Below are 16,026 nucleotides of genomic sequence, written 5' to 3'. Positions count from 1 at the left end.
AACTAGAAATAATAGTCACTAGATTATTCTAAACTTCAAAAATTTTATGTTTTATAGCATACAACACAAGTCCTATTCTATTTTTAAGATGTAATTTTTGAAATAAACTATCTCTGTAACCATCAATGGTTTTAGGACTTAAAAACATTTTTTCTGAAATTTCCTTGTACGTCATTTCAGAACATGCGTATTTAATAAACTCTATTTCTCGTTCTTTTAATTTTATTATTGAAGTGTCTTTTCCGTTTAAAGAATTAACCAATATATGTGAGACATCTTGGGTGTAATAATAGCCATTCTTGATAACTTCTTTTAGTGCTATTTCTAAAATATTCTTTTCTATATCTTTAAGTAAATAGCCTTTTGCTCCTACTTTTAGCATATTTATAATAGTAGCTTCATCCTCAACTACTGATAATGCTATTACTCTTACATCAGGGTATTCTTGGGTAATAATTCGTGTAGTTTCAATACCATTTAGAATTGGCATATTAACATCTATAAGTACTATATCTGGCCTATTTTCTGGTATTTTAAATTTTGTTAACAATTCTTTACCATTGTAGCATAGATACGATACTTTGAATTCTTCAAATGAATTTACTAAACCAGCAATTGCTTGAGACAAGAGTTTATGATCTTCTACTATAACTACAGAGTAGGTTTTCATTTGATTAATATTTGTAGGTTATTGTTAGTTTAGTACCCTCATTAGGTTTAGATACAAAGTCTGCTTTTGCATTTATTAACTTAATTCTACTTTTTATATTGCTTAACCCTATTCCTGAACATGCCTGCTCATTCGTTTCAAAACCTTGCCCATTATCTTCAACCATAATAGTTAAATCTTTAGCTCCATAATTTAGTTCTACATACAATTTACTAGCCTTGGCATGTTTTATTGTATTTGAAAAGAACTCTTGTAAAATTCTAAAAAAAATAAGTTCTTTTTTAGCATTTAATTTTACAGGCTCTCCTATTACCTTTAGTTTAGCTTTAATAACATTTAACCTATTAAAACGTTCAATTTCTAAGGCAATTATTTCTGTAAGCAATTTGTGCTTTAGAATATCTGGATGCACTAACTTAGCTAGACTTCTTAATTCTTTCAAACTAATATTAAGCGTTTCTTTTACATCATCTAAGCCCGTATGACTTTGTACTTGTATTTTAGCTAGTGTTAAAAGTTGACCTATATTATCGTGTAATTCCCAACTGATGTTTCTTAAAATTTGCTCTCTTATTTCTATTTGAGCTTTTGATATTTCTTTTTCAAAATGGCGCTCTGCTTCCTTTTGCTCTATAAGTAATTTATTTTTTCTTTTCTGAAAAATAAGAAATAGAAAAATCATGGTTACTACTAAAGAAACCAAAACAACCGATGAGGTAATTAAAAATGATTGTATTTCTTTTTCGTCCATAAAAAACCTATATTATAACAACCATAAAGAATGACATTTAAGCATAATAAAATTATAAAAAATGTAATACTATCTCCCCAAACGTTAAAGTATCTTGACAATAGCATGAAAGGCACCATGCCTACATAAAATAATATAAGCGCCAGAGCAATCCAAAAGCTTAATTTATATTTTATTGATGAAGTGTTTTCAGAGTTTATTATTTGGTACATATAAAAACCAGTTAATATAACAATAAAAATGGCACCCGTTACAAACCCGTAAACAAGAAACTCATTAGCTCTATTATTTATGAAGTTTAAAAAAAATACTATTGTAAATATAAAACTAAATAATAGCACTAATTTTTTATTCAATTTATATTCTAAAATTAAGTAGTACCAATAAAAATAAAATAAGATACTAATACCAATGTATAAATTATACATCCAATAAATATTGATTAAAAAAAAATCGGCTATTATTCCACTTGTAAAATCAAAAACAAAAGTTACCCAAATAAATGGTAAAAAATATTTTTCATTTGAAAACTTATATTTTTTATAAGATTTTAACGCAATAATTGCAGTAATTAATTGTAGTAAGTTTATTAAATACGGTAAATATTGCATTGATTAATTAATAATTAAAAACTTTATTTTTTACTAAAAAAACAGAACATTCTATAAATCCTTAGGTGGTTTTCCGGCATGTGCAAAATTGAGTGCTTTAAGTGAATTAATATTATCATTCATTAATAATGAAGTGCTAGTATTTACCAAAAAACCTGCTTTTTGTGTATCAGTTTTATTGCCTGTTGGTACTAAAACAACAGTAGAAAAACCGGCATCAGGAGATGCGCTACCTTTAGGGTAAGCCGCATTATAAATACGGATTCCTAAGTTAGAGTACCCCATTTCGTTTGCATGATATTCAACATAATCTATGTATTGTTTCAATGTATCTAAAGAAAATAAGAATTCACGAGTGTCTGCTGCTGGGGTACCATCAGGTGTTTTCAATTTTAAAGTATCATTTAAAATTTGCCATCGTGTCATTTTATATTCTTCTTCTAATGTATTAGCATCATCATAATTAATTGCTTGTTTTGGTGCCTCTGGAACTACTGGTTGAGGTTCATTATAAAACTTCCAAAAAATAAAAAGTAGTAGTAAAACAATAATAATCCAAAGTGGTGTTTTTGATTTCATAATAGTTTAATTTAAAGTTTAAAACACATTAAAACTCATGTGGTTTTTTTTTGAGCTTGCTTTTGATAAATTTTATATCAAAATGATTTTAAATAATTTAGGTAAACAAAATTCCTTTTTTCACACCATTAAGTCAAGGGTGTTTTTCCCCAATTTTATTTTTTTTTCTTTTTTTAAATAAAAAGAGCCTCCTAATTAAGAGACTCTTGGTAAAATTAAAATATATTTAAATTATAGCTTATGCTGCTTCTAAGCAAAAGCCAACTGAAACACTACCTGAATGCTTACCTACTGTAGTACTATTTACTATAGTTCTATCTTCGGCTCTAATATGTACAGTATAGCCACATGCTGGTAAATTGGCGGTATCAATTTTCCAGGTTCCGGTAACATAATCTAAGCTACTATCCTTATCATCTAAAGATATGGTTAAGCTACCTGAAGATACAGTTATATCACTTGAAGTAATATTTGTTGTTTGAATTGTTCCTGCAGGATTAAACGGAGCTAAACTTAGTTTTAAATAATCTAAATGGGTATCATTTTTTACTTCAAAAGTACCTTCAACTACATCTCCTATAGAAAACTTACCACAATTGCCCATACCTGAAGTTATTTCTATTGCTACTTTAGGCGCATCTTTATCTACCATAAATCTAACAGTTTCACTTTGCTCACCAGTGTTGCTTTCTATATATAACTCATGAATTCCAAAATCAGTAGGTTTGAATTTTAATAAAATATCATCGTTAACAAATTTTTGAATGTTTCCTGTTGATTTTGGTATATAATCATAAAAATCTCCTGTTGGTGTTTGTTCAATATTGACACTAGAATTAGTTCCTAAAATAGTATTAAACGTAGTTACATTTACATTAAATTTCTTGTTGAAAGGTAAAAACACACCTCCTGGTTCTTTTATCATTATTTTGTATTTGGTTACAGGAATTTGATTTAAAATTTTCCCTGTAACATACACATTTCCATCAAATGGGCTGTAATCTGCAACAATACTATTTGCCATTAAACTAGGGCCTTTGGCTAAGCCTGATATTGTGTTAATAATTTCAGTATCTACACCACCTAAGCTTTCTATCCATGGTTGATTTTTAAGACCTAAAAAACCTTTAGGTAATGGTTTAATTTCTACATCACAAACTTCCCAATCTCCCCATGTAGCTACAAAATTGGGGGCATTAGGTGTTGGTGGTGTATTCCATGATAATATACCTTTTATTTTTGCTTTACCTTCTTTACAATATTTTTTTTGATGCGGAGTTAAATCTACAGGCATGTACGCATTGTACCAAAGACCTTCTTTTGGTATTTGGTTGATATCAAAAACTGTAACAGAAGATGTTCCCATGAATTCCCAACCAGATCCAAAATCCATATAAAAAGCTACATATTCTTTACTACCACTACTGCACAAATTACCAGAATAACCAGATGACTTTTTTAAATGTATATCTGCATGTATTTCATTTAATTTTCTATTTAAACTAATACATTTCAACTCTTCATATGTTGTATTAAACTTAGGGCTCTTTAAAATATCTAATACTTTAGAAATATCTATTTTAGCTATTTCAAATTGCTTTTTACTTTTTATAATATCTTTTAAGCTAAAATTTGTGTTTACATTTTTTAAAGCCATTGTTACTAAACGGGCTTCATCAACATCGTTCTTGTATTTTTTTTTTAATTCACTAATCTTAACCATTGGGTTTGGAAAACTTAATTCGGGCATACTACCAATTACCGGGTTAATAAAGTCTGATACATCAATTGGATTATCAAAAATTGGAGGAATTTGAAATTGAGGTTTAGGTGCAATTTGTATTCTGGCTTCTTTAACATTTCCCCATACTGGCTTATAGCTTGGTGTGTTTACAGGAGGCTCTACATTCCATGATAAAATAGCTCTTACATTAGGCAACACAGGCTCTTCACTACATCTTTTCCTAATTTTTGGATTAATAATTAGTTTAACACCATAACATAACCCTTTGTGGTCTTCAATATCATGAATTCTAAAACTAGAAACTCCTAAATCTTCCCAGTTTCCATTGTTTTCATAATCAATATAAAAACGAACATACTCATAGCTACCAGAATTACAATGACTTCCTAAATAGCCTGATTGATTTTTAATATGTACAGTGGCTCTTAACGCTCTGTTTTTTGGGTGGTAACTAATACACTTTAGTTCTTCATATTCTGTTGAAGAAACAATTTTTTTTACTGGATACCCAAACGCTTTTGTATCTAAATTTCCATAGTAGTTTAAATTTGATAATAAATTAATTTTGAATCCGGAGCGATCATTTAATTTTAAATCTGATGTTTTCATGGTTTATTGATTTTTTAAATTATTCAACAAATTTGAAAACTATTACATCTTAATGTAAGAGGAAGAACTACCTTTTTGAAAGCGTTTTTTACCCTATTTGAAAGTGTAAAACACCCTTTTTTAATTATCCAATATTAATTAAAAATTAGAGTAATAAGTATTTACCATGAAAATAATGGAAGTATCTGTTTTTTAATTATTTTAATCACTTAACCTTTATAACATGCGTGCTTACTACATCATTATTTACTTTTAAATACACATCAAAAACACCCTTTCGTTTAAATAAACTATTAAACTCCACAACAGAAAAATCTTTATTAAACGCATAGTATGAATGTTTTTTAACAGATACTCCATTAATTATTAAAATCAATTTTTCTTTTTCGCATTTTGAAGGTATTTGAAACCTAAATAACACCTTCTTATTTTTTTTGATAGTGGTAGTCATTTTAAAAGGTGCCAATGGTAATATTTTATGTTTAAAAGTATCACCATACACCAAAGGGCCACTCAAAAAATCTGTTATGTGTATTTTTTGTTCTGTTAAAAGCCATTCTGTATTTAACGGATAATGATTTTTTACAAATAAATTAGGTTCTGATAAAAAATACCCATCATTATAATCATGCTCAAAACGGCCTGTTTCTAAATTAAAAAAACCACTTGCCCAAGTAGGATCGCATAAATACCACTTATTGTTTAATAAAATCACATTCCAAGAATGGTTGGGAATACTTAAGGTTTCAATATTTGATTCAGTGGTTCTACCATAACCATGAACCATTTTGCAATTTAAACCTGCTAAAGAAGCCATTTCTTGAAGTAAATAAGCATAACCAGTACAAATGGTTTTCTTTTGTCTAATAAGTTTTTTTAAAGCCTTTTTTCTAAATTGATTATTCCATGTATTTAGAGCAATACTATCACTTTTAAACTTTTCTCGTTTTCTTAAATTTAAAACGTGGTTTGCATAATCATTTGATATATTAGAGCAAACCCAAATATAAATAGCCCTAAATTTTTCTACATCTGTAGTTAGTTCAGATGTTAGTTGATGTACCAAAACTGGCAAATTTTTAAGTGTAGCACCTTTATTTTTTTTAGCAATAAAATCTGCTTTATTGAAATTTATATGTTCAAAATCTGAAACTTGAGAAAAATGCTTAAAACTTAACAATAATGCTAAAACTAAAAGCAGCCTATTCATTAAACTTATTAATTTTTATTACGTTTAGATGTATAAACTTTGTTAGTACTTACAGCCCCCATTAACTCTACTAATTCAGCATCCATGGTTACGTTTAAATTCTTTTGATTTTCGGCAACTTTTACACGTTTTGGTGAATAACCTAAATAACTAAAAACTAAAACATCATTAGCTTTTAATGGTTTAGGAAAAGTAAATTTGCCTTCAAAATCTGTGGTAACACCAATTTTGGTGCCTTTTAAAACAATACTAACACCTGGTAGCGGTAAATTATCATGATCTAAAACCACACCTGCCAACAATTCATTTTGTACAACTTTTAATGAATTTGTTTGTGTTTTGGTTATTTTTTGAGCTGTTATATTTTGAAATGCAAATAACCAAAAACAAGCTAAACCTAATAACTTAGCATAATTAAACGTATATTTTTTGGGGACGATTGAGGTTTTGTTAAGCGTTTTCATTTGTGATATTTTTAATATTCCGCAGGTATTATTTTTATTTTTTTCGAAGAACTTAACAAGTTCAGTAGCCGTCATTTCTCTGAAGTCTACAACTTCTTTTTGGCAATTTTTACAAAATCCACCTTTATCAGTTTTATCAAATTTATTGAAATTTTCTGAACATGGCTTGTTAATGTTTAAATTTAGTTGATGTTTCATAACGTATAATTTTAATGATGTTATAAAGCTAGCACCTAATTAAAGCACAAAAAAACTACAATGCGTTAAGTATGGGGTTGGTTGAGTAAACATAAAAAGTCTCACTAAAAAGTGAGACTTTTAAAATGAAATAGTCATGATTAACCTGAAAAATCAGATTATATTTTAATATTATTTGGCTGTATTTAAAAACTTAGGCTTAATAACTAACATAGCCCATGCCCAGTTTTGTCCGCTTGCAGCAGCATCTTCACTTATTCCTTTAAGCTCATACATACCATCGGCAGCAAACATGTGCGAGTAACCCATTACTAAAGCATACCCTTTAAAGGCTTTTTTGTATACAATATCAATTTCAGTACCTAAAGATTTTTCTCCACTAGCTAATTCTTTCTCTCCACTAAAATTAAGTGCTTTAACTAATAAGCTAGATTTGTTTCCTAAATCAAAATTAGCACTCACATGAATATCAGATAAACCAATTGAGTTAGCGTGGTTACCTACGTAAAAATAATCCATAAAACCATTAAATTTGTGGTTAGTACCATATAATGGGAAAAATGCTTCAGTTTCAGCAGTATCAGCTTTATCACCACTAATTATCTCAATACCAGCACCAAGTGTTACTTTTTCAGAAGCCTTGTAAGTAGCATCTAAACCTAGTAAAAACGCTGTTTTTCTATCATCACCAAACTGTAAATAACCATTACCAGCAAGACCAAAACTTCCTGCTTTATATGTTAAATGCGTACCAAATGTTTGAATATTATTTACACCATCTGGAGCACTAGCGTCATCAAATTTTTGAAAACCATTATTTAATAATAACAAACTACCTGTAAATTTTTCCCAAGCTTGTTTCATATATAACATTTGCATGGTTTTGTATGAAAAGAAACCTGAAGTATTATAACCTGTACCTACTGATACAAAACCCGTTGGGTTAGAATAATCTTGATTGAAAGCCAATGCAAAGTCTAACATAAACTTACCTTTTTTATGTTTTATCATGGCTGCATCATGGTTTCGGCCCTGTTGTGCCCAATCTAAACCTCCTAAAATTCTTTGATCATCATATGATAAGACCTGGCGACCAATTTTAGTTGACCAGCTTTCGGCTAATTTAATTTCAGCCCAAGCTTCAAAAACAGCAAATGAATTATTTTGATCCCAAGGTAATATTTGACGATTTTCACCCCAAACCATTACATCTTGCAGGCTTAAATACACCTTATAAGCATCGGTAGTCCAACCAGCATTTAAACGCGCTCTTGTAGAAATTCCAAAACCAGCATCGGCATCATCTGCAATAAGGTTTCCAAATCCGTGACGGTATTCTGTACGTGGTCTAAACTCTCCATCTAATGTAAATTGCGCTTGTGCAAATTGTATTGCTAAGGCAAAAACTGCTAATAATACGTATTGTTTTTTCATATTGTTAAATTTTAATTTTAGCATTTTTAATAAGTTGTTTTTTGTAGTTATTTTTAATTAATTGGTAAGCAAATATACTTGCCTACAAGCGGTTGAATTATGATAAAACTCATGTTTAAAACCACTTTAAGTTTTTATTAATGCTCTAAAAAGTCTATTAAATGTTTTCTGTATTTGTAGTAATCGTTGTGCTCTAAAACTGCTTTACGCGTGCGCGGACGTTCAAAATCTATACTAAGCACATCACCAATTTTAGCGCGTGGTCCGCTAGTCATCATTACCACTCTGTCTGCTAAAAAAATAGCTTCATCAACATCATGTGTAATCATAACAGCCGTAATTTTTTCTTTATTCCAAATTTCAATAAGTATATCTTGCAGTTCGCCACGTGTTAAAGAATCTAACATTCCAAAAGGCTCATCTAACAATAAAACTTTAGGTTTAATAGCAAACGCACGGGCAATACCAACACGTTGCTGCATACCTTGCGATAAATCTGCAGCTTTTTTATGAAACGCATCTTCTAAACCTACTTTTTGTAGGTAATACTTAGCAATATCATTACGTTGTGCTTTTGTTGCATGTGGAAACACTTGGTTTACGCCCAACAATACATTTTGAAGTGATGTCATCCAAGGCATCAAACTTGGTGCTTGAAAAATAACACCTCTATCTGGCCCTGGCCCTTTTATGTGCTTTCCTAAAACTGAAATGTTACCACCTGAAATGTTGTTTAAACCCGCTATCATTGATAACATGGTAGTTTTACCACAGCCCGAATGCCCTATAATGGTTACAAATTCTTCTTTTCTAATTTGAAGGTTTAAGTTTTCTAAAACTACATAATCTCCCTTTGGTGTTGGGTATACTTTTTTTAGGTTTTTTAAATCTAACATGACATCATTTGATGGAAAAATGCCATTTTCAACATAACCTTTAGTTGTTGTATTTGTTGTAATTGTACTCATAATGCGCATGTTATTTAAATTGGTTTACAAAATCTTTAGGTGTTAAGTCTGGCAAAGCGTATGCTGTTTGGGCTTCAGCCTTTCGTTCATTACCTATATCCATTAAATATTCAATAATGGCATTACGCGTTTGTTTAAAGTTTTCATTATCATTCAATTCAGTTTTATCACGTGGGCGTTCAATATCAATTTTAAACTCTGGCCCCAAAGTGGCGTTTGGCCCAGGACGCAACGGAATTATTCTATCGGCCATATAAATACCTTCATCAACATCATTAGTAATAAGCAAGGCTGTACGTTTATCTTTTCCCCAAATATTTAAAATTTCATCTTGTAAATTACCTCTTGTTAAAGCATCTAAAGCACCTAAAGGTTCATCCATAATAATCATTTCGGGTTTCATAGCTAAAGCTCTTGCTACTGCAACACGCTGGCGCATACCTCCAGATAATTCTCTTGGTAATTTATTTATAGCTGGCGTTAAACTTACCATATCTACATAGTTTGCTACCATTTGGTTAAGCTCTTTTTTTGGTGTTTTAGGAAACGCTTCTTTTACAGCCATAAACACATTTTGCCCTACTGTTAACCATGGTAATAATGAGTAATTTTGAAAAATTACACCTCGTTCATGGCTAGTACCAGTAACGGGCTGCCCTTTAAAAAGCACTTCGCCTCTGGTTGGTTGCAATAAACCATTTATTAAGTTTACCAATGTTGTTTTACCACTACCAGTAAACCCAACAATAGCTACAAACTCGCCTTCTTCAATAGTTAAATTTATATTTGAAAGCACTTCATCTTCGCCTTGTACATATGTTTTGTGTACATTATTTAATTGTAAGTATGCCATGTTTTTAGTGTTTGTTAGTTTATGTGTTGATGTGTTTATTCTACTCCAGGATTAAACAGTTAAACAATTCAACCTAGTTTATATAGCATCAGTTTTTACAAAAGACACTGAGTTTTGAATGGTTAACATTAACCTATCTAACAAGAATCCTATAATACCAATAACAAACATGGCTACTATAATTTTTGCGTTAGAATCATTTGCACCATTTTGAAATTCTTCCCATACAAAAGTTCCTAAACCAGGACTTTGTGCTAATAATTCAATAGCAATTAATACCATCCAACCTACAGAGATTGTAATTTTTAAACCGGTAAAAATTAATGGTAAAGACGAAGGCAAAATAACTTTGAATATTTTTTGAAACGTACCTAACTTCAATACTTTAGCTACATTGATATAATCTTTATCAACCGATGAAACACCCATGGCTGTATTTACTAATGTTGCCCACATTGAGCATAAACCAACACTTATAAATGAAATAGTGAATGAGCTGTCTTCACTAGAATCTATTAATAATGTTTTCACAATCATAAAAACTAATAAGTACCAAACTACTGGCGATACAGGTTTAAAAATTTGAATAAACCAGTTAAAAGCACTTTTTAATGTAGGGCTTAACCCTATAAAAATACCTAGTGGCACAGCAATTACTAAAGCAAGTAAAAAACCTGCAAATACTGTTTTTAAACTTCTAAAAATTTGATCAACAAACGATGGACGGCCTGTATAAACAATAGGATTTTTACCTTCGGCAATACGCTTTTCATTTAAAGCCGCTGTTTTTTCTTTAAAAGCAGCTTTATCTGCACTAATTGTACTGTGGTCTCTTAAGAGTGATTTATAAGAATCCCATACTTGTGCCGGTGATGGCAATGAATTAGGCTGGCAAGTTACATTACCTGATGCTATACAAGCTGCTTCGGCATCGGCAGCTGCTTGTCCGCGTTCTTCTAAAGCTTTATTTATTTTAAAATCTGCCTCAATATTATACAATGTTTTAGCGCCCATATGCCATAACCCAACAAATAATAATATAGATACTATTGGCACAACTACTTTACGTAAAAAACTTTTAAAATCTTCTTTATCTAATTTACCTGTAAACAAATCTTTAAGGGTGGTTAAAAAACCTAAGCCCATAAATTTTGTTACTTTTCCTAATGTTATACTTTGTTTCATGACTACGTTTGTTTCTATTTATTCTATTTACTTGTATTTTAATATGTTGTTTAATTATGAAGTATGAGAAACCTCATAGTTTTTATTATGAGGTTTCTACTCATACTTCACACTAGGAACGACATAAAAAAATTAATCTTAATCTTTATTACCTATTTTAAAGCTATTGATGTATGCTACAGGATCTTTAGCATCATATGAATTTCCGTCTATAAAATCTGTTGTTGCAGGTTTATAGCCATCAGTATCAGGAATGTCTGCAGCAGGAATGTTACCCTCAGCTACTAACAACTCCGCGGCTTTTTTCCAGATATCTGGTCTGTAAATATCTTTAATAGTTTCAGCGTACCATTCAGCTGGTTTTGCCTCAGGAATTTGCCCCCAACGTCTCATTTGCGTTAAAAACCAAATACCATCAGAGTAAAACGGATAAGTGGCATTGTATTTGTAGAATACGTTAAAATCTGGCATTGAACGCTTGTCGCCTTTCTCAAACTCAAACGTACCAGTCATTGAGTTAGCTAAAACAGCTTCATCTGCTCCAACATATTGCGACATTGATAATATTTTAACAGCCTCTGCTCTGTTTCCAGGCTCATCTAGCCATTTACCAGCTCTAATTAAAGCTTTGGTTACAGCTATAGCGGTGTTTGGGTTTTCATCTACAAACTTTTTGGTCATTACAAATACTTTTTCTGGGTTATTTTTCCAGATATCATAATTTGTAGTTACAGGCACACCAATACCTTTAAATACAGCTTGTTGGTTCCATGGTTCACCCACACAATAACCGTAAATAGTACCAGCCTCTAAAGTTGCAGGCATTTGTGGTGGTGGCGTTACAGAAAGTAAAACCTCTGCATCAATTTGTCCTTGTACATTTTCAGCAGTGTACATACCCGGATGAATTCCGGCAGCGGCTAACCAATATCTAATTTCATAATTGTGTGTAGATACAGGGAAAACCATACCCATTTTAAAGGCTTTACCTGAATTTTTATAATCTGCAATTACAGGTTTTAAGGCATCGGCTTTTATAGGATGTATTGGTTTACCATCGGCATCTTTTGGCACATTAGCTTTCATTTTACTCCAAACATCATTTGAAACTGTAATACCATTACCATTTAAATCCATTGAAAAAGGCGTGACTAATTCGGCTTGACGCCCAAAACCTGCGCCTGCAGCAATTGGTTGGCCTGCTAGCATGTGTGAGCCATCTAACTGCCCATCAATTACACGATCTAAAACGTTTTTCCAGTTAGATTGCGCTTCAACAGACACAAATAAACCTTCATCTTCAAAAAAGCCTTTTTCTTTTGCAATGGCTAGTGGTGCCATATCAGTAAGTTTAATAAAACCAAATGTTAATTGAGGCTTTTCAATTTCTAATTGTTTTGTTTTTGAAACTTCGGCAGCTGTTTTTTCTACATCTGCTTCTTTCTTTTTTTCTTTACCACCGCAAGCAAATAGTAAAACTGCCACTGGCAGTATAAAAATTGTTTTTTTGATTAGTGTTTTCATATTTAAGATGTTAATTAATTTCTAAGTATTTATACTTAATTTTGAAACAAATATATAAGTAGTAATTTATACTTAGTATGATAAACACCATAGATAAAACACTTTTTTATCCACAAAAAAACCTGCCATTTGGCAGGTTTAAAAAGCAACTAACTAATCTTTAAATATTTAAAATGTGCTTTTTAGAAAAAATTATTCTATGTTTTTTTAATTAAATTAAGTATTTACTTAGTTTTTATATGCAGCATTAATCATAAAATTTGAAACTGTTGTAAAGGTTTGCTCCCAAGCGTTTTGTACTTCGGTAGTAAAATCTTCTTTCAAACCTTCTTTTAAAGTAGCCATTAACGCCTCTCCTATAATATGGTAATGAAATGCTTCTACTTTATATTCTAAATGCCTTTTGGCTAAATCTTCTAAGGCTGGTTTTAGTGTATCTAAGTCTTTTAAGCTTGTTACTGCTACACCTAACATAGACATTAATTTACTACTTTGTTGTTGCATATCTGCCTCATTTGTAGGAAATAGCGCTTTTAAAGGCGGATCTAACTGAAATAATTTGTTATAGAATAATTGAGATACAGCCAAAGCATTGGGACTTACTTTTTTAAACGATTCTTGCACTAAAGTGATTGTTTTTGTTTCCATAACGTTTGTGTTTGAAGCAAAACTAAAACGGTTTTACTGCAAATACTATAGACAATGTCAGGTAAAAAACTGTTTTTACACCATGTTTTGAAAGCAAACACTAGCTATCTAGAAAGAAATTATGATCGCTAATTTCCTTTTTAAGTACGTTAACATCAACAATGCCAACTTTTTTACCGCTGGCTACAATAAGACCTTCTTTTTTTAATGCTGAAAAAACTCTTATAACTTGTTCTTCTGATGTACCAGCATAATCAGCATATTCTTTTCTACTTAAAGGCAAGTTTAAAAATCCTTTTAAGGTGCCAAACTTTCGGTTTATATATAATAAGGTATCAACCACACGTTCACGAACCGTCATTTGTGAGAGTGATTTTACTTTAGATTCGCTTCTGTTTAATTCATTGGCATAAAAAAGCATCATATCATAAGTAAAATCAGGGTTTTCTTTAAGCGCCGTTTGTAAATCATCTTTAGAGAAATAACATAAATCTACATTCTGTAAAGCAATTGCTCCAATAGAATAATACTCTTCAGTACCAAAACCTCTGTGTCCAATAATTTCACCTTCTTTAGCAAACCTTACTATTTGTTCTTTACCATTAATTCCCGTTCTAAATACTTTTACTTTTCCTTTTAAAATAAAAAACAAACCATTAACAGGAGCACCTTCAATAATAAACTGCTGCCCTTTTTTACAGAATATTTCGCTTTTATTTTTCAAAAAATCTGAATTTTCTAACACCGAAGTATTACTGCTTATTAAGCAATTTTTGTTTTCGCAATTTGTACAGGTTACTTTCATTAGTTGGATTTTTATAAACTATTTGGGAAGATTTAAAAAATTTAGATGTAAACAAATATACGTAACAATACTTAGTTTTAAGTGTAATCATTAATTTTTATGGGTATCATAAAAAACAAATACATTTTTTTTGAGATAAAAATAATACACAGATAAAAAATACGGAATAATCATATATACAATCAATGCAATTAAAATTCATAATCGCTATATTTGTATGAATATAACGAAAAAAGTAATGGTTACCATACAAGAAGCAATTACAACAGTAACAACAAACACTAACAAGCTAGTAAAACCAACAGTAAAACCCATTGAAAAGGCTAATGGATATTTGCTTTTTGAAGACATATTATCTCCTATTAACATGCCTCCTTTTAGGCAATCTGCAATGGATGGTTACGCCTTAAATTTACATGATAGCCTAACTTATATGGTAATTGATGAAGTAAAAGCGGGTGATGGACATAAACCTGCTTTAAAACCCGGTGAAGCTGTTAGAATTTTTACTGGCGCACCAGTACCAAATACTGCCAACGCAGTTATAATGCAAGAAAAAGTAGTAGCAACTAATAATAAAATTGAGCTTGCCCACAACATTGATTTAGAGCAAAATATTCGCCCTTTGGGTGAACAAGTTAAACAAGGAAACGTTGCTTTAAAAAAAGGCACTAAACTAACACCTGCAGGTATTGGCTACCTATTGTCTTTGGGTATTACAGAGGTTAACGTTTACAAAAAACCAACTATAGCCATTGTAACTACTGGTAACGAACTTATAGAACCTGGGCAAACACTTACGCATGGTAAAATTTATGAAAGCAACTCTAAAATGCTTTTAAGCGCATTATATAGTTTAAAATTTTACGATATTACACTTTATAAAGTTGAAGATGATTATAAGCAAACTGTAAACACTTTAAAATATGCCGTAAACACTCATAATTTGGTGTTAATTACTGGAGGTATTTCGGTTGGCGATTATGATTTTGTTGGAAAAGCCTTGAAAGAAATACAAGTTGAAGAAGTGTTTTATAAAGTGAAACAAAAACCTGGTAAACCATTATTTTTTGGTAAAAAAGAAAACACCGCTGTTTTTGCTTTACCCGGAAATCCTGCAGCAGCTCTATCTTGTTTTTATGTTTATGTTTATATTGCTTTACAAAAAATGATGGGTTTTAAAACTACTAACCTGCCAAGAGTAACAGCAAAATCAACTTCAAAATTTATAAAAAAGGGCGACAGACCACAATTTTTAAAAGCTATATACTCTAATGGTAATGTAGCATTTTTAGAAGGCCAAAACTCATCAATGCTGCAAACCTTTGCACTTTCAAACGCTTTAGTTTTTATTCCTGAAACAGTTACTGAAGTTAATATTGGTGATGAAGTAGAAACTATTTTATTACCTGTTTAAAATTTACTGAAATGAATTATAAAATTAAAAGTAGAATTTGGATAGAAACAAACAATAATGTGTTGTTAGGTGAAGGACGTGTGCATTTATTAAAAGCCATTCAAAAAACAGGATCTTTATCAAAAGCTGCAAAAAGTTTAAACATTTCCTATAAAAAAGCATGGACACTTTTAAATTCTGTTAATAAATCTGCTAAAAAGCCTGTAACCATAAATAGTATTGGAGGAAAAGGCGGTGGTGGTGCACAGTTAACTCAGTATGGAGAAGCACTTGTAAATGCCTTTGATGAAATAAATAAAAATTGTTGGGCATTTTTAGATGAGCAATTGGAAAAAATAAATCAATTATAACTTTAA

The 16,026-nt window shown here is 30.8% G+C and carries 15 protein-coding genes; 2 read left to right on the top strand and 13 right to left on the bottom strand.

Annotated elements, in window-relative coordinates; all coding sequences use genetic code 11:
* Positions 1-28: 28 nt before the first annotated feature.
* The 13 genes from FUA26_RS00485 to FUA26_RS00425 form a co-directional block, all read right to left on the bottom strand.
* Positions 29-670, bottom strand: coding sequence for a response regulator (locus FUA26_RS00485; protein ID WP_147130398.1), 642 nt, complete (start codon positions 668-670; stop codon positions 29-31).
* 4 nt (positions 671-674) lie between these two features.
* A complete protein-coding gene (locus FUA26_RS00480; RefSeq protein WP_147130396.1) occupies positions 675-1,421 on the bottom strand; it encodes a sensor histidine kinase in 747 nt (248 codons plus the stop codon).
* 662 nt (positions 1,422-2,083) lie between these two features.
* Entirely contained in the window at positions 2,084-2,611 is a 528-nt protein-coding gene (locus FUA26_RS00475) for a hypothetical protein (RefSeq protein ID WP_147130395.1), read from the bottom strand.
* A 238-nt stretch (positions 2,612-2,849) separates the two neighbouring features.
* Entirely contained in the window at positions 2,850-4,964 is a 2,115-nt protein-coding gene (locus tag FUA26_RS00470) for a hypothetical protein (RefSeq protein WP_147130393.1), read from the bottom strand.
* 205 nt (positions 4,965-5,169) lie between these two features.
* Positions 5,170-6,174: a transglutaminase domain-containing protein gene (locus FUA26_RS00465; RefSeq protein ID WP_147130391.1), complete on the bottom strand. Its 1,005-nt coding sequence runs from the start codon at positions 6,172-6,174 to the stop codon at positions 5,170-5,172.
* Between the two features lie 8 nt (positions 6,175-6,182).
* A complete protein-coding gene (locus FUA26_RS00460; protein WP_147130389.1) occupies positions 6,183-6,836 on the bottom strand; it encodes a carboxypeptidase-like regulatory domain-containing protein in 654 nt (217 codons plus the stop codon).
* A gap of 171 nt (positions 6,837-7,007) precedes the next feature.
* The gene (locus FUA26_RS00455; RefSeq protein WP_147130388.1) at positions 7,008-8,270 is read right to left on the bottom strand and encodes an alginate export family protein; all 1,263 of its coding nucleotides are present in this window, start codon (positions 8,268-8,270) and stop codon (positions 7,008-7,010) included.
* 137 nt (positions 8,271-8,407) lie between these two features.
* Positions 8,408-9,238, bottom strand: coding sequence for an ABC transporter ATP-binding protein (locus tag FUA26_RS00450; RefSeq protein ID WP_147130386.1), 831 nt, complete (start codon positions 9,236-9,238; stop codon positions 8,408-8,410).
* A 10-nt stretch (positions 9,239-9,248) separates the two neighbouring features.
* The gene (locus FUA26_RS00445) at positions 9,249-10,091 is read right to left on the bottom strand and encodes an ABC transporter ATP-binding protein (RefSeq protein ID WP_147130384.1); all 843 of its coding nucleotides are present in this window, start codon (positions 10,089-10,091) and stop codon (positions 9,249-9,251) included.
* Between the two features lie 78 nt (positions 10,092-10,169).
* Complete coding sequence (locus tag FUA26_RS00440) at positions 10,170-11,276, bottom strand: ABC transporter permease (protein WP_147130383.1); 1,107 nt, start codon at positions 11,274-11,276, stop codon at positions 10,170-10,172.
* A 138-nt stretch (positions 11,277-11,414) separates the two neighbouring features.
* A complete protein-coding gene (locus tag FUA26_RS00435; RefSeq protein WP_147130381.1) occupies positions 11,415-12,800 on the bottom strand; it encodes a CmpA/NrtA family ABC transporter substrate-binding protein in 1,386 nt (461 codons plus the stop codon).
* Positions 12,801-13,028: 228 nt separating this feature from the next.
* Positions 13,029-13,448 carry a globin domain-containing protein gene (locus tag FUA26_RS00430; RefSeq protein ID WP_147130380.1) on the bottom strand — a complete coding sequence of 140 codons (420 nt, stop codon included), beginning with the start codon at positions 13,446-13,448 and terminating at the stop codon, positions 13,029-13,031.
* 100 nt (positions 13,449-13,548) lie between these two features.
* Positions 13,549-14,253, bottom strand: coding sequence for a Crp/Fnr family transcriptional regulator (locus FUA26_RS00425; RefSeq protein WP_147130378.1), 705 nt, complete (start codon positions 14,251-14,253; stop codon positions 13,549-13,551).
* Positions 14,254-14,470: 217 nt separating this feature from the next.
* Between FUA26_RS00425 and FUA26_RS00420 the strand changes: the two genes are divergently transcribed.
* Positions 14,471-15,670, top strand: coding sequence for a molybdopterin molybdotransferase MoeA (locus FUA26_RS00420; RefSeq protein ID WP_246109039.1), 1,200 nt, complete (start codon positions 14,471-14,473; stop codon positions 15,668-15,670).
* An 11-nt stretch (positions 15,671-15,681) separates the two neighbouring features.
* A complete protein-coding gene (locus FUA26_RS00415; protein WP_147130376.1) occupies positions 15,682-16,020 on the top strand; it encodes a winged helix-turn-helix domain-containing protein in 339 nt (112 codons plus the stop codon).
* Positions 16,021-16,026 lie beyond the last annotated feature (6 nt).

The organism is Seonamhaeicola algicola (genome assembly GCF_007997385.1).
Classification (GTDB): Bacteria; Bacteroidota; Bacteroidia; order Flavobacteriales; family Flavobacteriaceae; genus Seonamhaeicola; species Seonamhaeicola algicola.
Note: the sequence above shows the minus strand (reverse complement) of the source record. Positions and strands in the feature narration are given on the sequence as shown.